The sequence below is a fragment of the Chitinophaga sp. genome, from assembly GCF_017745275.1.
Lineage (GTDB): Bacteria > Bacteroidota > Bacteroidia > Chitinophagales > Chitinophagaceae > Chitinophaga.
The window spans coordinates 520485-540780 of record NZ_JAGHZS010000007.1 but is presented as its reverse complement, the minus strand read 5'-3'; the positions used below and the strand labels follow the sequence as shown (position 1 = coordinate 540780).

The 20296-nt window shown below is 48.2% G+C and carries 20 protein-coding genes; 9 read left to right on the top strand and 11 right to left on the bottom strand.

The window, feature by feature from the left end; genetic code table 11:
• The first annotated feature begins 9 nt into the window (after nucleotides 1-9).
• Genes J7623_RS21775 through J7623_RS21765 form a run of 3 tightly spaced genes read left to right on the top strand, consistent with a single transcriptional unit; the run spans nucleotide 10 to nucleotide 5534 of the window.
• Entirely contained in the window at nucleotides 10-1245 is a 1236-nt protein-coding gene (locus J7623_RS21775; protein WP_291924350.1) for a fasciclin domain-containing protein, read from the top strand.
• A gap of 11 nt (nucleotides 1246-1256) precedes the next feature.
• The gene (locus J7623_RS21770) at nucleotides 1257-2252 is read left to right on the top strand and encodes a fasciclin domain-containing protein (RefSeq protein WP_291924348.1); all 996 of its coding nucleotides are present in this window, start codon (nucleotides 1257-1259) and stop codon (nucleotides 2250-2252) included.
• Between the two features lie 12 nt (nucleotides 2253-2264).
• A complete protein-coding gene (locus tag J7623_RS21765) occupies nucleotides 2265-5534 on the top strand; it encodes a carboxypeptidase regulatory-like domain-containing protein (RefSeq protein WP_291924346.1) in 3270 nt (1089 codons plus the stop codon).
• Nucleotides 5535-5642: 108 nt separating this feature from the next.
• Here the strand turns inward: J7623_RS21765 and J7623_RS21760 are convergent, their stop codons facing one another.
• Entirely contained in the window at nucleotides 5643-6059 is a 417-nt protein-coding gene (locus tag J7623_RS21760) for a hypothetical protein (RefSeq protein WP_291924344.1), read from the bottom strand.
• Nucleotides 6060-6299: 240 nt separating this feature from the next.
• Between J7623_RS21760 and J7623_RS21755 the strand changes: the two genes are divergently transcribed.
• Nucleotides 6300-6911: a hypothetical protein gene (locus J7623_RS21755; RefSeq protein WP_291924342.1), complete on the top strand. Its 612-nt coding sequence runs from the start codon at nucleotides 6300-6302 to the stop codon at nucleotides 6909-6911.
• A gap of 1 nt (nucleotide 6912) precedes the next feature.
• On the opposite strand, the gene J7623_RS21750 is transcribed toward J7623_RS21755, so the two are convergent.
• The 3 genes from J7623_RS21750 to J7623_RS21740 all read right to left on the bottom strand — a co-directional run bounded on the left by J7623_RS21750 (nucleotide 6913) and on the right by J7623_RS21740 (nucleotide 8397).
• Nucleotides 6913-7383 carry a MarR family winged helix-turn-helix transcriptional regulator gene (locus tag J7623_RS21750; protein ID WP_291924340.1) on the bottom strand — a complete coding sequence of 157 codons (471 nt, stop codon included), beginning with the start codon at nucleotides 7381-7383 and terminating at the stop codon, nucleotides 6913-6915.
• Nucleotides 7380-7886, bottom strand: a complete 507-nt coding sequence (locus tag J7623_RS21745) for a GNAT family N-acetyltransferase (protein ID WP_291924339.1) — start codon at nucleotides 7884-7886, stop codon at nucleotides 7380-7382. Before J7623_RS21745 ends, J7623_RS21750 begins: the two co-directional genes overlap by 4 nt.
• 118 nt (nucleotides 7887-8004) lie before the next feature.
• Entirely contained in the window at nucleotides 8005-8397 is a 393-nt protein-coding gene (locus tag J7623_RS21740) for a hypothetical protein (RefSeq protein ID WP_291924337.1), read from the bottom strand.
• Between the two features lie 280 nt (nucleotides 8398-8677).
• Here J7623_RS21740 and J7623_RS21735 point away from each other — a divergent pair, with 280 nt between their 5' ends.
• Together J7623_RS21735 and J7623_RS21730 are read left to right on the top strand one after the other, a co-directional pair.
• Complete coding sequence (locus tag J7623_RS21735) at nucleotides 8678-9391, top strand: hypothetical protein (RefSeq protein WP_291924335.1); 714 nt, start codon at nucleotides 8678-8680, stop codon at nucleotides 9389-9391.
• A gap of 36 nt (nucleotides 9392-9427) precedes the next feature.
• A complete protein-coding gene (locus J7623_RS21730; protein WP_291924334.1) occupies nucleotides 9428-10537 on the top strand; it encodes an ionic transporter y4hA in 1110 nt (369 codons plus the stop codon).
• Here the strand turns inward: J7623_RS21730 and J7623_RS21725 are convergent.
• Nucleotides 10534-11094, bottom strand: coding sequence for a pyridoxamine 5'-phosphate oxidase family protein (locus J7623_RS21725; RefSeq protein ID WP_291924332.1), 561 nt, complete (start codon nucleotides 11092-11094; stop codon nucleotides 10534-10536). The genes J7623_RS21730 and J7623_RS21725 overlap by 4 nt on opposite strands.
• Nucleotides 11095-11242: 148 nt before the next feature.
• Here J7623_RS21725 and J7623_RS21720 point away from each other — a divergent pair, with 148 nt between their 5' ends.
• The 3 genes from J7623_RS21720 to J7623_RS21710 are packed head-to-tail and all read left to right on the top strand — an operon-like array spanning nucleotide 11243 to nucleotide 14260.
• Nucleotides 11243-12322 (top strand): efflux RND transporter periplasmic adaptor subunit, encoded by a 1080-nt coding sequence (locus J7623_RS21720; protein ID WP_291924330.1) that lies wholly within the window; start codon nucleotides 11243-11245, stop codon nucleotides 12320-12322.
• Nucleotides 12319-13578: an FtsX-like permease family protein gene (locus J7623_RS21715; RefSeq protein ID WP_291924328.1), complete on the top strand. Its 1260-nt coding sequence runs from the start codon at nucleotides 12319-12321 to the stop codon at nucleotides 13576-13578. The genes J7623_RS21720 and J7623_RS21715 overlap by 4 nt, the downstream gene beginning before the upstream one ends.
• 1 nt (nucleotide 13579) lies before the next feature.
• Nucleotides 13580-14260: an ABC transporter ATP-binding protein gene (locus tag J7623_RS21710; RefSeq protein WP_291924325.1), complete on the top strand. Its 681-nt coding sequence runs from the start codon at nucleotides 13580-13582 to the stop codon at nucleotides 14258-14260.
• On the opposite strand, the gene J7623_RS21705 is transcribed toward J7623_RS21710, so the two are convergent.
• The 6 genes from J7623_RS21705 to J7623_RS21680 all read right to left on the bottom strand — a co-directional run bounded on the left by J7623_RS21705 (nucleotide 14261) and on the right by J7623_RS21680 (nucleotide 20279).
• Nucleotides 14261-14788 carry a 5'(3')-deoxyribonucleotidase gene (locus tag J7623_RS21705; protein WP_291924322.1) on the bottom strand — a complete coding sequence of 176 codons (528 nt, stop codon included), beginning with the start codon at nucleotides 14786-14788 and terminating at the stop codon, nucleotides 14261-14263.
• A gap of 63 nt (nucleotides 14789-14851) precedes the next feature.
• Entirely contained in the window at nucleotides 14852-15613 is a 762-nt protein-coding gene (locus tag J7623_RS21700; protein ID WP_291924319.1) for a DUF1080 domain-containing protein, read from the bottom strand.
• A 75-nt stretch (nucleotides 15614-15688) separates the two neighbouring features.
• Nucleotides 15689-16840, bottom strand: a complete 1152-nt coding sequence (locus J7623_RS21695) for a Gfo/Idh/MocA family oxidoreductase (protein ID WP_291924317.1) — start codon at nucleotides 16838-16840, stop codon at nucleotides 15689-15691.
• Nucleotides 16841-16867: 27 nt separating this feature from the next.
• Nucleotides 16868-17908, bottom strand: coding sequence for a TIM barrel protein (locus J7623_RS21690; RefSeq protein WP_291924315.1), 1041 nt, complete (start codon nucleotides 17906-17908; stop codon nucleotides 16868-16870).
• A 23-nt stretch (nucleotides 17909-17931) separates the two neighbouring features.
• Entirely contained in the window at nucleotides 17932-19131 is a 1200-nt protein-coding gene (locus tag J7623_RS21685; RefSeq protein ID WP_291924313.1) for a hypothetical protein, read from the bottom strand.
• 122 nt (nucleotides 19132-19253) lie between these two features.
• Complete coding sequence (locus J7623_RS21680; RefSeq protein WP_291924311.1) at nucleotides 19254-20279, bottom strand: aldose 1-epimerase family protein; 1026 nt, start codon at nucleotides 20277-20279, stop codon at nucleotides 19254-19256.
• Between the last annotated feature and the right edge of the window lie 17 nt (nucleotides 20280-20296).

Sequence of the window (20296 nt, the reverse complement as noted above, 5' to 3'; positions counted from 1 at the left end):
CTGTTTTCTATGATGAAGGGTTATATAAAAAATCTTATCGTATGCACTTTTTGTTTACAACTGTTGGTGGCCTGTGCTAAAACAGAAGAACCTCCCAGGCGAGTGGGAGAAGAGTTGACCTATACCAATGGCGTTACCAAAAGTTTGGCGCAATTGCTGGATTCTATCCCGGAAGCCTCTATTTATCGCGCAGCATTTAACCGGACAAGTATACAAGCGTATATGGATAGCCTCAACGAAGGAGTTGTTAAGTCGCCCTATACACTGTTTGTACCTACCAACAAGGCATGGGAAGCTGCAGGCTACACAAAGGATAATATTAACGCGGTGCCGGTGGCAGCACTGGATACCATTATCCGTTACCTCGCCGTTGCAGGAGGAATGCCAGCCACCAGTAAACTGTACGGCGGAGTATTACTCTATCCTTTGATGTACAGTGATGGGGATCTGACAAGGACACAGGTACCCGGTCCGTTTAACGCGGCGTTGGCCTATTTCTACAGACTTACAGCCGGTATCAGCGATGGTGTACTTCAACTGAATGGTAAAGCTGTTGGCAAATCACCCGCTATTGCGGCTACCAACGGAACCATCTTTATGATAGACAGCCTGGTGATAAAACCTTTCTATGAAAGCTACCAGGTACTGGCAGGTGATACCAGCTTCAGCTTCTATATGGCTGCCATGAAAAAGAATAATGAATTGTACCAGCAAAAGGGAATTATAGGTGCCCCTTATCAAAATATCCAGTTCAATGATACACTGTCACTGGTGCTTACGACAGGGCTGACTACCCCTGGAACAGACCCTGTTTCCATTGTTTTTGCACCGGATAATAATGCATTCCGCAAAGCAGGGTTTAATAGTATTGCAGCCATCAATAGCTACATTGACAAATCCGCGCTGGCAGCCAGCCCCGATGGTACGCAACTGTTGACCAACATGGATTCAATACTGGTAAATCACCGGCTGCTGATCAACTTTAATAATAATTCAAATATACGGTTGAATACTAATTACTCCTACCTGTATACCACCAGCCTGTTGAATGGTTACTACCCATCTAACCTGAATAACGGCAATGCATTGGGCGCCATCACTATCACACGTAATAACGGACAAATAATATTACACCGCCTGGATGCACCATCCGGTCGTGGTGCAGTGATTACCACACCATCAGACATAACTACCCTCACCGGTGTGATTCATCGGGTGGATAACCTGCTATTACCAACACCATAAAAGAAAAGTACATGAAATATAAAAGATTGTTTACCGGGAAATGGAAAGGATCCTTAACGGGAATGCTAATGCTGGCGGCTTGTTCGAAGAACGATGTAAAGCCGGTAGATCCTTATGCCAAAACGGGTATCGCCGCGGTGGTGAGCAGTAATTTCAGCTTGTCGTTGCTGAAGTATGCACTGGCCACCACAAATTTTGATGACACCCTGAGCAGCCCCGGTCCTTATACGCTGCTGGGTCCTTCCAACACTGCGTTCCAGGCGGTGGGCCTTTCTTCCGGTGCTGCTATCATCAGGGCCGGAGATTCCATTAAAGCAATGATTCCTTATAACATACTCCGGGGCCAGTTTCGCCTTGATTCCCTGCCGCTGGCGTTTAATCAGCCGCTGCCTGCATTGAACGGACAAACCGTATATGTTACCCATTGGGTCAACAGCCGGGATACTGCAGTGGTGGTGAATGGTGTTCGAGTAACAGCGCTGGACAAATCTGCCGCTAACGGGTTGGTGAATATTATAAGCGGCATACTATCGCCGGTTACTTATGCCAACATACAGGTAGCGGTATCCGGTGATCCCGCCTTATCCCTCTTTAATGCGGCGATCATCAAAAGCGGTCTTGCCACAGAATACCAGTCCGGTGGCCCTTATACTGTGTTTGCCCCGGTAAATGCGGCATTCTTTGCGATAGGTATTACTACAACAGACAGTATCTATAACATGGATCCGGTAGTATTAAAAAGCATGGTGAAAGCACATATTGCCGGCGGCCGGAATTTCATTTATGATTATATCCTGAAAGCTGATCCTAACACGAACGCCTACACTGAAAAGATGAAGGACGGTACAAATGCCTCCATTACACTGATACGCGATTTTACACAACCGGGCCGTTTTTCGGGCATCAACATACAAGAGGGGGCCGGCAATATGGCTTCGCTTTCACGGACAAATATACTGGCAGGCAATGGCGTGGTACACAGCATCTCGGGGATACTCACACAATAAATGGTTTATGCAATGATCAGAAAGATATACTTCCTTTTAATATTGATAGCCGTGTGCATGTGCATTATACCTGCTGCCATGGCCCAGCAAACAGATGGCAGCCTCACAGGTAAAGTGACAGACGATAGCCGGAATCCGCTGGTGGGCGCTACCATCACGGCCGTGCATCAGCCCTCCGGAACTACTTACCATACTACGGCGGATAAGACCGGTAATTTCTTCCTGCCAGGCCTGCGCATTGGTGGCCCTTATCGTATTTCGGTGAGCATGGTGGGAAAGAAGACAGCGGGAGCAGAACAGGTATTTGTTCGCCTCGGAGAACCACAGCAACTGAATCTTGTGCTACCCGATGAACAAAAGCAATTGTCAGAGATCGTGATACGTTCTGCTACCGGGAAGCCTCGTGCTAATAATTATGGCGCCGGGCAAAGTATCAGCCGCGCACAACTGAATAACATGCCCACCGCCAACCGCAGCCTGCAGGATATTACGAGGCTGGTGCCACAGGGCTCAAAAGACAATTCTTTTGCAGGAACCAATTTTCGCTATAACAATATTACGATAGATGGGGCCATCAACAATGACGCTATCGGCTTCAGCCCCTCTGCCGGCGGTATTACCGGTACTTCCGGCGCGCCGGGCTCCAGTACCCGGACCAATGCCATTTCGCTCGATGCCATTGAAGACATGCAGGTATACCTGGCACCATTTGATGTAAAGATTGGCAACTTCACCGGTGGTAGCATCAACGCCGTTACCCGCAGCGGTACCAATACCCTGGCAGGCTCCGTATACGGCTTCGGCCGCAATGCCACCCTTACAGGTAAAGACAAGACCGGTTCCCTGGGGAAGATGAACAGTGATTTCCACGACTACCAGGGCGGTATTCGTATAGGCTTTCCTGTTATCAAGGATAAACTGTTTTTTTTCACTAATGAAGAAGTGACCAGCCGGCAGGATCCTGCCCAGCTGATGGCCGGTCAGCCGGAAACCGCGAGGATACTCAGCGCAAAGGACGCGGAAGATATCCGCAACTTTACCATGAGCCATTACGGAAATGCATTTGATCCCGGCACTACCGGTGCTTATAACAGCTATTCCCGCTCAGAAAAATATTTCAACCGGCTGGACTGGAACCTGAATGAAAACAACCAATTGTCTATACGTAATAATACCATTCGCTCCCGCGCGGTAAATATGGATCGGGACCAGATGGACTTCCGTTTCAGCTCTATGGCCTATCGCCAGGTAAATAATCAAAGCTCTACGGTGGCTGAATTAAAAACAAAGTTCAGCGGCGGCTTCTCCAACAGCCTGATAGCAGGCTACACCACCATTCACGATTATCGTGACCCACTGTCGGATCCAGCTTTGCCACAGATACAGATCATGGGCCGCACGCCAGGTACAACCATCTACCTCGGCACCGACCGGGAGGCCGCGATATTTAATATGAAACAACGCACCTGGGAAATTACGGATAATCTCACCTGGCACAAGGGAAAACATACGTTGCTGTTAGGTACGCACAATGAATTGTATCATATCAGCTACGGCTTTGTGAACGCCTGGAATGGCAGAGTAGATTACCTGAGCATAAAGGATTTCATGGAGAGTAATCCATACCGGGTAAGAGGCAGCTATAATTACAGCAACAATTCGCGGGAGTATATCCTTGCTCATCCGGAAGCTGTGTTTGATGTGAACATGCTTAGCGCCTATTTCCAGGATGAGATACGGCTTACCGACAGGTTTCGTATTACGCCCGGTTTGCGGGCCGACTACAGTTTTGTGCCGCAGAAACAACTGTTGAGCGAGCAGGTGAAAACCGCCTATACCGATAGCTACTTCGGAAATACTTACATGTATACACCATTGAACCGGATTACCAACACCTACCTGGACCGCGTACAGGTATCGCCACGCATTGGTTTCAGGTATGATATGACCGCTGATGGGCAACTGGTATTGCGTGGAGGCGCGGGTTTATTCACTGGCCGCATACCACTTGCCTGGTTAGGATATGCCTTCTATAATACGGGCGTGAATTATGGTGCTTATGATCAGAAGGCGGATCAACGTCCCTTTGCGCCGGGAACAGATCCACTGAAGCCAGGGCGTAATGGCATCGCGGACTTCATAGGGCAGAACGGTATTGTGCTGAATAATCCTGCGGCAGGAAAAACACAGGTAGACCTGGTAGATAACCATTTCGTGATGCCTAAAGCGCTGCGGGCAAGCCTGGCACTGGATTATGTCGTCAACGGCTATAAGCTGGGCATAGAAGGTATTTACACAAAAACGATCAAAGACGTTTATTTCCAACAGGTGAATATTAAAGATAATCCTCGTTACTATGGTTATGATGCCGCACACCAGATGCCTGTATATGACGGAACAGTGGATCCCCGCTTTGCCAATGCATACGAATTGAGTAACACCAGCCTCGGCTACCGGTATTCGCTTACCGGCACGGTTAGCCGGAAATTTGATGCAGGATGGAATGCTTCTGTAGCCTATACGTATGGCCAATCGAAAGATGCTTTTAATGGCATCCGGAACTCAATGGAAAGTAATTGGCAACTGAACCAGGCGTTAAATCCTAACAACGCGGGACTGGCCTGGTCCAATTTTGACATTCGTCATCGTATCATTGCTAATATTGGTTATTCACGGGCCTGGAATCAAAGATGGACCACCAGTGTGAATCTCTTTGTAAGCGCACAATCCGGCAGCCCTTTTACCTATGGCATTGTCAACAACAGCATGCAGGGATTGCCCCAGCAGGTAAGTCTTAGTTATATTCCGAAAAAAGACGAGGCGGTCCGCTTCTTTAAGGACTATACAAATGCGGCCGGTGCAACAGTAACTGCAGTACAACAGGCGGCGGATTTCAACAGCTATATTGACGATAACAAATACCTGGATAGCCGGCGTGGCAATTTTACAGAAAGGAATGCCGGCCGTACGCCCTGGAATACTACGGCAGACCTGCATTTCGCGCAGGAATTCCATTTTACGAAAAACAATAACTATATCACTTTTACAGTGGATATCATGAACTTTACCAACCTGCTGAATAGTAACTGGGGACGAGTGTACTTTTCTCCCAATACCTTCAATTCAACCGCCAGTGTGGGGCTTACGCCGGAACTGTTTCCAGGGAAGCAGAATATAGGGAACTATCCTGTATACAGGTTTACGGATCCGGGGAATGCTTATTCAATAGATTACTTTAGCTCGAGAGCACAAGGGCAGTTGGGGCTACGTTATTCATTCTAGCATTCAGCCATCAGCTTTTAGCTTTTAGCAAAATGCAGCGGAGAACATGATGTTTTCATATCCGCTGCATTTTGCTAAAAGCTAAAAGCTAATGGCTAAATGCTTTCGTCAGGGTCGTTTAAAATGGATCTCCAGCTTCATCAGCCGGTGTTTATTATTATACACTTCCTCATCTTCCCGGACGATCACCAGTTGTTGCGGGGAAAGTACTTTTATCCGGAAGGTGATCGCATCGCCGCCGGGTTCCTGCAGGGTCAGTTCCCTCGTGTCCCGGTCGAGTATATAAGAGTTATACCGCTGCCCGCCGTCTACCAAAGTACCGTTCTCTTTAAACACCATGAGGTCAACTTCGCTAAAGCTGGTATCTATTTTTTCAAATGACTTTTCATTATTTTCAATGGCACTGATGATAGATTTGAAGGGCTGCCATTTGCCGGTGATTTTCCCATTGGTTTGATTAGCGGGGATATTGGTGCAATCAAATTGGAGAAAGCAGGAGAGGAAAAGTATATATAAGCGGTTCATATTTCGTATCTTTAAATAGCCTGATCATGGCTGTGGACTGCTGTTGTTTCCGAGGGTGATGCTATTGATAATGGTGTTGAATTACTGGTAAGTCCGTCGCTGTTTTTGGAGTAGCGGATACTTATCTTATCATGTGTTTCACGTTTGTACCCCAAATGTACAAAAAACGAACGGTGCAGTGATCAATCTGGCACCTGTTTAGCATTCCTCGAATTGTTTTACCATTGAAAAATTTGTACTATGGCAGATAATATTGCAGCGCCGTTTATACCTGCGCAGTATGTAGGGGAGGCCACTACCACATCGGAAGAAAAAGAGCTGGTACATGAGGCGGCGGCCAAGGATTTTTTTAAAGTTGCCATGAACCGGTTATCCGATGTAAATAAATGGGCGGGCATGAGTGGAAGTTTATCCTCTGAGTTTCAGCTCACCGACCTGACGGGCAAAGCCATTGAAGGGCCGGCAGAAACGGGGATGTATATACGAATCAATATTCCGGGGCCGGGTACTACTGCCGGTAAAGGGTTCGACTGGGTAAAGGTAGAACAGAAAGAACATGTGATGCTGAATGAACACCAGGAAATATTTTTTATCCGGGCCAGGCCATCAGAGCACCCTATACAAAAGAGCGCGGGGATTGCGCATTTCCTGCGAAAAGAAGCCAGCAGCTCCTTTGTATTGGTTAGGAACGGGGAGCATATTACTGCTACTGTTTATGGGCGAAATGAGGTGCCTAATACACAGGGCGTGGATATGGGCGACAAAGTAAGGAATGCTGTAGTAGGCGCTACAGGCGCCATTGGGATATCGAAATTACAATGGAAAGCACTGGTGAAGGGCCTGTTGGAATGAGTTAAAGTTGCCGTTCCCGCTCCAGGAAACTCAATGTTTTCATTTGTGCTTCAACTTCTTCAATCGCCTTCATCAGGTTATTTTTTGTGTTTGTTAGCGCCGTTAGTGCCACCACCATTCTTTGCCATACTGGTTGCATCTCAGCAACTAGGGTTTTTCCTTTTTCTGTCAGTTGTATCAGCCTTTTCCGTTCATCCAGCTTGTCTTTTTTAGAGCGGATCAGTTTTTCTTTTTCCAGCTCTTTTAAGAGGCTGATGGTCGAGGGGTGGGTGTAACCGATCTCCATGGAAATTTCCACCACGGACAATACCGGTTTGAGGTACAGGGTGTAGATAACAGGAAACCATTTTGGTTCAAAGTCAATACCATTGGCCTTATAGATCAGCTGCCCATCTTTGCGCAGCTGATCTGCAAGGCGTTGCAACCGCGTGGAAATAGCCAGTATTCCCGATTCATCGATTACATTTATCATACGTTGTCGTAGTTAATGTGCAGGTGATAAAATACATTGTCCGCACTCATCACCGGGAAATAGGACGGCAGGTCCGTTTTAGCAATCTTTTTAAAGTGGTTACGCTCATAGAACCGGATGGCTGCGGCCAGCCGGTCGATCGTACCGAGGTAAAGATCTGTAATCCCCACCGTTTTACAATGGGCAATTAATTGGTCGAGCAGTTGCTGCGCCAGCCCCAGCTCTTTGCCGCGAAATTCTTTTTTTACAAACATTTTGCGGATAGCACCGGCCTGGTGCCCAATAGAGATCAGGCCAATAGTGCCCGCCAGTTGTCCATCTACCATCGCACCCCAAAAACCGCCGCCCGTCTGATGATAATTTCGCTCAATATCATTCAGGTCCGGTTGGTCCTTAATCGTAATAGGAATATTAAACTCTAATTGCTGAATAGGCAGAATAATGTTGATTGCCTGCTGACAAAACTGGTTGTCTATCATTCTGATAGTTGCTTCCGTATTCATTTTCATAGATTTATTGTATAAAACTACGTAGTTAACTACATAAATCAAAATTTATTTTGAAAATACGGCGTCCTATACCCCCAATCACCGTGCCCTGTCACGGTGCTTGTGGGAGCTACTATACTGTTGCATTACGCTGATTCATTTCAAGCAGGCCCCTGTATTGTAGTAACGCCATCAGCGCCACCCATGCGGCAATAGCGAGAATAATAAGGGAACCCACCATCGTGATCACATGCCCGAATTCAATTACCACCACCATACTGGCCAATACCCAGCTGATATCTAATAGGGTTACCAGCTTTGTCATGCCCGCGGTGATTGGTGACCGGGTAGCAGCGTACATTACAAAACCCGCGAATAGCAACAGGAACACACCGGTAGCCTCAAAAAGAAGTACGTTGGTGATCCCAAAGAGGCTGGCAAAGGGCGCGGCCAATACCAGGAACAAAAGGCCAGCTGCAGCAGAGCTGAGGGCATTTACGAGTAAGACTGTTTTAAGCTGTTTCATAGTAGCAGATTTTTAAACAAAGGTACCCGGAAGGGCAGGAGGCGCTGTTACCATATCACGACAAACAATGATCATTTTACGACAGATAACGGTAACGGCTATATTCAATTGGGATAACGGGAAAGAAGCCGTGAAGGACAGGCTTTATGCCGAAAAAGGAGGTGGGAAAATACAGAAAATGAATTGTTAATATTTTTCATATTCTTGCTTATGTTTTTATCCTGTCTTAGATTGGGCCAAAATGAGGAAATCGGGTACTTTAAAAACGACGGGTATACTAATGGTATTCATGCTGCTCCGGCTGGTCACTACCGGACAGGTAAGGATTCACGGTACCATATACGATCGTTCTGCGCGATTCGGCCTGCCGGGAGTAAGTGTGAGAAGTAATTCCGGAGTAGGGGCTGTCACGGATTCTACCGGGCAATACACCATTGTATTACCTGCAACAGATTCTATCTTTTTTTCCTACCAGGGGAAAGCTACCATGAAATTTGCCGTCCGGGAAATCAACTATAACCGACCCTACGATATGAGCCTGCATGTGGATACCCATGTGTTGCCCACGGTAGTGGTATCCACTAAACGGATAGGAGATTACCTGGCCGATTCCATCAGGAACCGCGAAGAATACCGCAAAGTGTTTGAATATTCGCCTGAATACCTCACCAGTGGCGGTATCAATGGCGTAGGCGCAGGCATCAACCTGGATGCACTGCTGAGCATGAAGAAAATTAAACGGATGGAGAACTTCCGGCTCTTCATGGAAAGAGAAGAACGCGAGAAATATATCGACCGCCGCTTTAATAAAACACTGGTAAAGAAAATAACCGGTCTTACCTCTCCAGCCCTCGAAACCTTTATGCTGGCTTATCGCCCCACTTTTGAAATGCTTCAGAACTTCGAGAACGAATACCAGTATTACGAGTATATCCAGGATGCCGGTCGCTACTTTGCAGAAACCTGGCGGCGCCAACATCCCGTGCGGAATTGATGCAGTGAATTGCGCTTTTTTCTGTATCTTAAAGATATGGGATTCAATCATTTTCTCTACAAGAGATGGAAAATAGCCTTACCCATATGGACCATTATCTGTCCCATTATAGGTTTGGTGATACTGGCCCTGGCCGCCACACAAGACAGCGGCATCTTTGCCGCCATCATGGGAATATCGCTGATCAGCGTGGTATTAGCCGCCGTGCATCATGCGGAAGTGGTAGCCCACCGGGTAGGTGAACCCTACGGCACCCTTATTTTAGCCCTCGCGATTACCGTGATTGAAGTATCCCTGATTATTTCTATCATGCTTACAGAAGTGGGACAGGACTCTACATTGGCCCGTGATACGGTATTTGCTGCTATTATGCTGATCCTCTCCGGTATTATTGGAATGTGTTTATTTGTGGGCGGATATAAATACAAGGAACAGGCTTTCATCAAACAAGGGGTTAGCGCCGCATTGGTGACACTCTCCGCTATTTCAATCCTGACGCTCGTGTTACCCAACTATACTACTTCCGAAGCGGGACCAATATATTCAAACAGCCAGCTCATTTTTGTCGCTATCATTTCCCTGGTGCTATATGGCAGCTTTGTAGCCGTGCAAACCATTCGTCACCGCGACTATTTCCTGCCGGAAGGCGGAGCCCCGGGCGATGAAGATATCCACGCGGCGCCGCCGTCTAATGCTACCGCGCTGATTAGCCTGTTATTGCTGGTGATATCGCTGGTGGTAGTGGTGTTGCTGTCGAAGAAGTTATCGCCCACCATTGAATCGATTGTAGTGAGCCTGGGGGCACCTAAAACGGTGGTAGGAGTGATTATTGCGGCCGTCATTCTTTTGCCGGAAGGACTGGCGGCCATTCGTGCTGCCACGCAGAACCGGCTGCAAACAAGTTTAAACCTGGCACTGGGATCTGCGTTGGCCAGTATTGGCCTCACCATTCCCGCAGTGGCAATTGTTACTTATTTCGCCGGCTTCCGGGTAACCCTGGGCATTGATGCCAAATCTACACTGTTGCTGATATTATCCCTGTTTATCATCAGTATCTCCTTCAATGCCGGGAAAACAAATATCCTGCAAGGCATCGTATTACTGGTGATATTAGCTACGTATATGTTTATTTCGGTGGTACCTTAACCGGGCTTTTGTTCTCCCAACGCCGTGGTGAGGCCGTCCAGGCTTACGCGGTTTTTTTCGGCCTTGTAGATTTCCAGTCCTTCAGGACCTTTAGCCTCCGCCCATTTGGCGGCATGGTCCCGTTCTCCTGTGTAGGTATATAAGGGGACTCCAAAACCGCAGGAGGTTTGTACCTGGTAAATATCCGCCATAATGATCTGCCGGGTAGCAGGCAATAGCGTAAAATGGGCAGATAAAGCCGGCCATTCGGGATCTGTTGGCAATACCGTATAGCCATGGCCGTATAAACGGAGTATATTGGGTGGTCCGTCAAAGGCGCAAAACATAAACGTGATCCGCCCATTTTCCCCGATATGCGCCGAGGTTTCATTTCCACTGCCCACAATATCCAGGTAGCCTACTTTGGTAGGCGAAAACACCCGGAAACTATCCAGTCCCTTCGGCGAAAGATTTACATGCCCTTCAGCGGCTAACGGGGCGGTGGCCACAAAAAATAATTGCTGAGCAGCAATAAAGGCCTCATGCTGCGGTTTAATATCATCAAAGAATTTACCCATAGCTTATTCATTTAATGGCAGAACATCCATGAAGGTACAAATTTTAATAACGAGGGATGACCGGGTTTCTTTCAGATGCATTACATTTGACAAATACACGCACTAACAGTGCCCTGCAGGCCTTGTACCGGCAGGAAAATTAGATGGCATGAAAGTAATTCAAGTCATACTGGTCGTTTGCTTGTTATGTTCCTGTAAAAGCAAATGGGAAAAGACACAACCAGTAACAGAGAAAATTTCAGAATCGGTCTACGCCTCAGGAATTATTAAGAGCAGACACCAGTACCAGGTGTTTTCCAAAGTAACCGGCCCTATAATCAGCATTCCCGTTACCGAAGGAGACACCGTCCGCAAAGGCGAACCGCTGATGGTGATCCAGCATGAAACAGCGAAGTTGAATACAGAAAATGCCGCGCTCTCGGCTGCTTATGCTTCGGTAAACGCCAACGAAGACAAGCTCAATGAACTCAAAGTAAACATAGAGCTGGCCCGTAATAAGTTGAGCAACGATTCCTTGTTACTGGCCCGCCAGCGCCGGTTATGGGAGCAACAGATCGGCAGCCAGCAACAACTGGAACAGGCACAGCTGGCGTTTAAAAGTTCACGCACCGCCTACGAGGTAGCCATTTATAAATACAACGACCTGCAAAAACAACTTCGTTTTGCGGCCAGTCAATCCGGGAAAAATCTGCAGATCAGTAATACCCAACAGGATGATTATATCATTAAAAGTGATATCGATGGCCGGGTATATAGTCTCCCGAAAAAAGCCGGCGAGATGGTAAGCCCGCAAAGCCCGGTGGCTATTATCGGCTCCAGTAACGATTTCTACCTGGAGCTGCAGGCGGATGAATTCGATATTGCCCGCATCAAAATCGGGCAAAAAGTATTTATTACGCTGGACAGCTACAAGGGACAATCGTTTGAAGCACAGGTAGAAAAAATATACCCTATCATGAATGAGCGCTCCCGTTCTTTCACGGTCGATGCAAGGTTTATCACCATACCCCCGGTAGTATATCCCAATCTAACCCTCGAGGCCAATATCGTCATTCAAACTAAAGACAAAGCGTTAACCATCCCCCGAAATTATTTACTGGAAGGTGACCAGGTAATGCTGGAAAATAAAGAAAAGAAGAAAGTGGTGACCGGATTGAAAGATTACCAGCGGGTAGAAATTATCAGCGGATTAAGTTCCGGAGATGTGATTATTAAGCCGGCGCTATGAACTACAAATTAATTTTCAGTGTCTCATTTTCGTTGCTGCGTGCCCGTTGGAAACAAACGTTGATAGCAGCCATTGGTGTTACATTCAGTATCACTATGTTCATTGCGTTACTCAGTTTTATGACCGGGCTGAACGGCTTGCTGGACGGGCTGATATTGAATCGCACGCCGCATGTACGGATCTATAACGATATCAAGCCTACGAAAAATCAGCCGGTCAATGTATCAGGAACATACAAGGATTATCACAATTTTATCCGGTCAGTTAAGTCGCCCAGTGCACGCCAGGAAATATTCAACAGCGGCGCCGTTATGGATGCTATCCGCCGCGATGACCGTGTAGCCGGACTGGCGCCCAAAATTATTGCACCTGTATTTTTTACCGCCGGCACCATTGATATCACCGGTGTGGTAAATGGTATTGATGTGCAGGCAGAAAGCAGCTTATTTCATTTCAATGATTATATCGTTGCCGGAAAGGCAATTGATCTGAAAAACGTGCCAAATAGTATTATCCTGGGAAAAGGAGTGGCAGATAAACTGTTGGCAGAACCGGGAGATGTAGTACAGGTAACCACTTCCCAGGGAGATATTATGCCGCTGAAAGTAGTGGGGTACTTTCAGTCGGGCCTGCAGGACTTTGATAAAGTACAATGCTATGCTTCCATCAATACCGCACAGAAACTGCTGGGCAAACCTAATAATTATATCACCGATATCCAGGTGAAGCTGAAAGATTTGAACCAGGCGCCGATGGTGGCAAAGGAATACGGGGCACTGTTCGACGCTGATACAGAAGATATTCAAACCGCAAATTCACAATTTGAAACCGGTAGTTTCATCCGTACGCTGATTTCCTATTCCGTGGGTATTACACTGCTGATTGTTGCAGGCTTCGGCATTTACAACATTCTCAATATGATGATCTACGAAAAAATGGATACCATCGCCATCCTGAAAGCCACCGGTTTTTCTGGTCGTGATGTGAACCGCATTTTTATTGTAATAGCTCTGACAATTGGCCTGGCAGGCGGTTTGGTAGGATTGGTGTTCGGCTTTGGCTTGTCGGCCATTATTGATCAGATTCCTTTCCGGACGCCGGCATTGCCTACTATCACCACTTTCCCGGTAAATTATAACCCGGCATTTTACCTGATCGGGGCTGTTTTTTCATTGGTCACCACTTATTTTGCCGGCTACTTTCCCGCCAGAAAGGCCAGCAAGGTGGATCCTGTAGTTATTATAAGAGGAAAATAAGATGAGCAACGTTATCCTGCAAACCAGTCATATCAACAAATACTTCCATGATCCGGTCACGGTGCCGGTGTTGAACGACCTGAGCATGTCGGTGGACAAGGGAGAATTTGTGTCGGTAGTGGGAAAATCCGGTTGTGGTAAATCTACCTTACTCTATATATTATCTACCATGGATACTGATTACGAGGGGCAGCTATGGATAGACCAGGACCTGATCACCGGCAAAAAAGAAAAGGAGCTGGCGCGGATCCGTAATGAAAAGATCGGCTTTGTATTCCAGTTCCATTACCTGCTGAATGAATTCAGTGTATTGAAAAACGTGATGTTGCCGGGATTGAAGCTCAATCAATATTCGGAATCCGAAATTGAGCATCGTGCCATGGAACGCCTGCGCATGCTGCATATGGAAGACCTGGCGCTAAAGAATGCCAACCAGTTGTCGGGCGGACAAAAGCAACGGGTTGCCATTGCCCGCGCGCTGATTAATGATCCGGCCATTATTATGGGCGATGAGCCTACTGGTAACCTCGACAAAAAAAACGGGGAAATTGTGTTTGATATTTTCCAGGAGCTGGCAGTACATTATCATCAAACCCTGCTCATTGTTACCCATGACCCGGAGTTTGCAGCACGCACCAACCGCATTATAGAAATGGAAGACGGAAGGATTATCCGTCAGTAATTACAACAGTTTTTGGGCAGCATCTTCCCAGTTCAGGATTCGCTCGTAGCCATTTTCATGCACATTATGATGACCATGATAGAGGTAAGCTTTGCCTTTGAAATGGGTAAAGTTACGGGTCAGGTCATCGATCATGATATCTGTTTGCACAATAGATTTGTCTCCGCAAAGGCAGTATTGTCGCCAGGTCAGGAAGGGAAAGAATTCCTGCAGCCACTCGAATTTATCTTTCAGCGAATTAGGGAACTCCATGGCAGCGGAAACAATATAGAGTTTATATTTTTTATTCAGTTCTTTCAACACTTCCTGGGCATTGGGAAATATTTCCAGGTCGCGAAAGAAGCCGGGTGTGTTGAGGTATTCTTTTATTTTAGCTTTGTGAGCTTCCGGCAAAATATCGGAAAGGGTTTTGCCGTGTAACTCTTCTGTGGTAAAGGTTTTTCCGTAGTCCCGGTAGTACCATGCGCGGGCTTTTTTAATTGGATCGGCAATGGTTTCGTCCATGTCTATGGCAATAGATAGCTGCATCGTTTCCAGTTTTTGATGAAGCTAATATAATAAAAAAGAGCGGAGGAGATCCGCTCTTTTATACTACAAACGTTTCAGCATAATATGCCGGTATTCCACCTTCATAGGCGGCCCTACATGCACCTGTACGCCAAGCAAACCTTTGCTTTTACCGTTTACTTTATCGTTGTCTACCACTTCACTCATCAACACATCGTTGATATAGTGTTGCAGGTGATTGCCTCTTACCACCAGGTGGCATTTATTCCAATCCTCGCTTTTGATCAGCGTTTGGAGGGAGTCGGAGCTACCAAGTGAGCCGGTTACAATGGCGGCCGACCAGGCGTTGTTTTTTACGCCGTCCTGCAGGGAGGTAGTGGGCGCAGGAATTTTAGTTTTTTGTCCGCGATAAGCCAGCGTAGTGCGCCCGCGTTCCTCATAGTTTTGGCCGGTGTAACGGTTGGCGCCATCAATATCGGCCTGGTAGCCTTTCAGTGCATGGGGTACATTTTCTACCAACACGCTGCGATAGTTGATGCCACTATTGCCGCCGCTGGTAATCCTGAACTCGCAGGTGAGTTCGAAGTTCGCCGGCTGTCCGCCTTGCCAGATAAGGAATGTGTTGGTTTTCAGCAGCGTAGTGGGTGTTACTTCACCTACCAGGTTACCGTTTTCGGCACGCCAGTGAATGCCGTCGCCTTCCCAGCCCTTTAATGTTTTGCCATCAAAGATTTCCACGAAACCGCTGGTGTTACCCATGCTGTTGCCCGTTTGGCAGCCGCTGGCGGTACACAGTACGGAAGCTGCTACCAATGAAATAAACAGGGAACCTGATCTTGTCAGCATAAATAATATTTTATAAGTGTTTGTTTTTCGTATATCCTCCGGAGATGGATACCAGCGTGTATACGTTTCCGGTAGTTATGCCACGCCGGTGTTTTTCCAGGTGCCGCTGCTGGCAGAATCCAATACTGCCTGACAAACCTTTTGTGTTTCCAGTGCTTCCCGGAAAGTAGGAGAGCAGGGGGCGCCGGTTTCCAGGCTTTGCAGGAAGTCGGCTACCTGGTGTACAAAAGAGTGTTCATAGCCGATCCCCAGGCCTGGTACCCACCATTTGTCCATATAAGGCTGATCGCCGTCGGTGACATGTATAGATCGCCATCCGCGCACCGTAGATGCGTCTGCGTTATCGAAGTATTCCAGACGGTTTAAATCGTGCAGATCCCAGCGGATGGAAGCATGCTCACCATTGATTTCGAATGTATATAATGCTTTATGTCCGCGTGCATAACGGGTTGATTCAAAGAGCCCCAGTGAGCCGTTGTTAAAGCGGCACAGGAAGGAGCAGGCATCGTCGATATGTACTTTTTCCACTTTACCGGTGAGCTGGTGCATCCGTTCTTTGACAAACGTTTCCGTCATGGCCGTGACGGTGTTAATGCCACCATTCAGCCATAAGGCAGTGTCTATACAATGGGAGAGCAGGTCGCCCACCACACCGGAACCTGCAACATCAGCATCCATGCGCCAGAGGCCCTCGCCGCCCTGTGGCAGGTTGGCGTTGATGGTCCAGTCCTGCAGGAAGTTGGCGCGATAGTGAAAGATGCGTCCCAGCTTGCCTGAGTCGATGATTTGTTTGGCGAGGGTCACTGCCGGCAAGCGGCGGTAGTTGTACCATACCGTATTGGGCACGCCTGCTTTTTCAATGGCCGTTACCATGCCCTCCGATTCGGACAGGGTTCTGGCCAGCGGCTTCTCACAAAGGATCATTTTCCCGGCAGCAGCAGCGGCAATGGCAATTTCTGCGTGCATATCATTGGGCGTACAAATATCTACGGCATCAATATCATCCCGGGCAATGAGTGTTTTCCAGTCGGTTTCCACGGATTCATAACCCCATTGTTCTGCGAAGGCGCGGGCTTTGCTTTCTGTGCGGGAGCATACGGCTTTCAACACCGGTACATATGCCAGGCCGGGAAAGAAATTCTTCACCCGCAGATAACCGTTGGAATGTGTTCTGCCCATAAAGCCACAGCCAATTAATCCTATCCTCAATGCTTTCTTTTGTGTCATAGTTTGTCTGAAATTAGGTGTTGAAAACTATTCCTGCCAGCCGTGCAGGTTGCGTACTTCGATCATAGCGGCGAGTATATCATTCCAGGTATTGGCCTGGGTCATTACCGCATTCGGGAACATACAACCGTCCCAACAGATATGCCTGAACGCTTTGGTGAGAGCGCCATTGCCGTCACGCAGCCAGTAGCCGGCGTCTACAGCAATATTCAGTTTACCGTTAGGGTCAGTGGCCAGGCAGTGCCGGCCCGTTTTATCATGTGAGCCGCTGCCATGCACGGTACCATCGTTTTGTGCTACGTGGAAGTCGATCGTCCAGGGCCGCAGTGCATCCGTGAGTGTGCGCAATCCGGCCGCCAGCGCATCCCGGTCTTTCCAATCGAAATCAGCGGGAAGTATGCGATCCTGTGGACTGTTATATCCCAGCAGGTACAGGAAGGTATGCGACATATCCGCCTGGAAGCCAATATTAGGGCGGTTTACAGCCGACAGGGTATCTACCATGGCTTTCCAGCTATGCATACCACCCCAGCAGATTTCTCCTTCTGCGGCAAGCTTTTCGCCGTAGCCGGCTGCTACATCGCAGGCTTCACGGAAGGTTTGTGCAATCAGTTGGGTATTGCCGGCAGGGTCCTGCGACCAGCTTTCGGGGGTACAGGCGGAATCAATACGCACTACGCCATTAGGCCGGATACCGAGTTCCCGCAGGCGTTTACCTATATGGCAGGATTTGCGTACCTGCTCTACAAACCGGGCCCGCTCTTCTTTGCTGCCCATCGCAGACCCGCCACTGGGTGGCCAGATGGGAGCTACCAGGCTACCTATTTCCAAACCGTAAGCCGAGACTTTGTCTACCAGTCGTTTCAAATCATCATCACTGCTATCTACCGGCACATGGGGATCAAATAAGCCGATATCGATGCCATCGAATTTGACACCGTTTACTTCAGCCGCAGCGGTCATTTCCAGCAGGGTATCAAATGAAATGATGGGTTCTGCACCATCCCCTTTGCCTACAATGCCCGGCCAGGTGGCGTTGTGTAGTTTCGGATAATTATTTTCTGTCATAACGCGGGTTTAAAGGTTTTCAATTACAGCACCAGGTCAGGATTGCCGGGACCAAAATGTTTCAACATTACAATAGGATCCGTGGCAGAAGTATTCACAATGGTAATACCTGCTGTTGCTGCCGCTTCACTGATGAAAAACTCATCATTGGTGAGCTGACCATAACGAATCAGTGCTGGTGTTTCTATATCCCATACGCCCATTTTTCCATGCCCCTGCATAACGATGATGCCGTATGCGGCGCTGTCTTTGATGACTACCGTAGCGCCGGGCTCAATGGTCAGTTCTTTGGCACTGAAAGCGTCTGATTTATAGCATACCCAGTTTTCCGTGTACCCCTGGCCGTTAGCAGCCGGCTTAGGTGGCATAAAGCGGTTCTGGAACTGGTTAGGGTCAACGTTAAGTTCCCAGTCGATGACGTCCATCAGGGCGTCGTAATCGCCGATACTCTCTTTGGGCGTACCATTCCAGAGGAGTACTTCCGGTACAATGGCTTCGTTCACGAGCGACTGGTACATGGCAAATACATCGGAGGCTTTCTGTGGTTCGTAGGTGCACAGGCTGCCGGGCGCATGTAATAAGCCGGGAGGTACATCCCACCCGGTGCCGGGTTCCAAACGGTAGGCCTGCGAATAATTCGTGATTTTATTATCGCCTTTGGTGAAGTTCAGGAGGCATTCCTTAATCTGTTCGCGGGTGGTGCCGGGCGCAATACCCATGAACGTGTAAGGGAAGTCGCCACCGTGGTTATTCAGTTGCGGCGGAAAGTAGTACGCTTCCGGTTTGCCGGCTTGTCCTATCAGCGCCGCTTTCTCATCGTTATGATGAATATGATGCGGCAGCGGTCCCATGTTATCGAAGAATTTGGAATACATGGGCCAGGCGCCGTACTGGTCCCATAGTCGTTTACCGATCAGGCGGTCCTTTAATTCGCTGATGGCATCTTTTAATAAAAATTGTTGGGTACTGTTACCCTCGGTCAGTACCACCATGCTTAAACCCTCATTTTCGCCCGTTAAAGGCCCGTTCTTTGCCGGGGTGGTGGATGACAGCCAACGTTCATCGATGCCGCCTCTTTCGCCTCCCAGGACGTAATAATCATCCGGGTGTAATTTGATCCGCCGTCCTGGCACACAAAATGACCTGGGTACCCAGGTAGGTGCCAGTCGGAGAATCCCTTGTCCCTGTTCGAGTGCTTTTTCAGCTAAGCTTAATTTTTCCATGGCTAGATAGTTTAATGTTAAGCCTTTAGCTATTAGGCACTAGCTATTAGCTTTTAGTAAATGCAGTGGAGATAAGCATATGATGATCTCCGCTGCATTTACTAAAAGCTAAAAGCTAATAGCTAACTGCTAACAGCTATTTCTAATTCATAATGTTTTGCTTCACCAGGTGACAGCATGATCAATGTTCCTTCGCGGCGTGCTTTCGCCTGGCCGGTAGGAGGATGGGTGCCGGGTTCCAGCCCCATCACATATTCGCCTTTGCCCCAGTGTTGCCAGTTGGTGAGCACCGGCAACTCTTCTTTTTTGAAACGCAGCGAGAGCGTTAATGGCAACGCCGCATTGTGAACGCCGCAGGTACACCATCCGTCGGCAGCTGCTACCGGATCAATGATAGCAGCTTCTTCTCCGTTGCCGGCATGACTGTCCATTGGTGCGGCACATTTTTTATAAGGATGGCCTTCCCGGAAGATATGGTCCGGATTACCTGCCCTGGAAGTCCAGTTGCCTTCCCAGCAGATATCTGCTCCTACATCTACCAGTGGCCATCCCATGTTGAAATGATACAGCAGCATATGCGGGGCGGGTAGGTTGCCTTTGTTGATAACTTCGTCGTATATGCGTATACGTGCTTGTCCGAGTGTACCGGAAATGGTACGTTTCAATACCAGTTGTGGCCCCAGCACCTGTACCTGCTGCATGATACCGGTAATGCTCATCTCCATTTGTCCGTTCACCGGATCCGGCTGGATGATGGAAATAATTTCTGCCGGCGTATTGCTGATAGGCCCATGCAGTCCGCGGTCCCCGTATTCATCGGCCTCAGGACCGCCTACATGCGATAGCCCGCAGGTGGTCATCAATCCACCGCCAAATGTTTGGAGCCAGTTCACACCTTTGTCAGTGATACGTTGTGGTGCAGTAACGCCACTATGGCTGATCCACGCCAGGCTATGCTGGTTAAAAAAAGCATCGGCAATATCCATGGCGCGGTCAATCACTACCTTGTATCGCAACCCTGCACCGGTATTAATCCAGGCAATGCGGGTACCCCTGCCGGGGCCGTTGTCCAGCACCGCTGTTTCTATACCGCCCAGCTGTAAGTGATGCGATATCTTATGTTGCCATCCGGGTGTTTGTGTCGTCATTCGCGCCAGGTTTATCT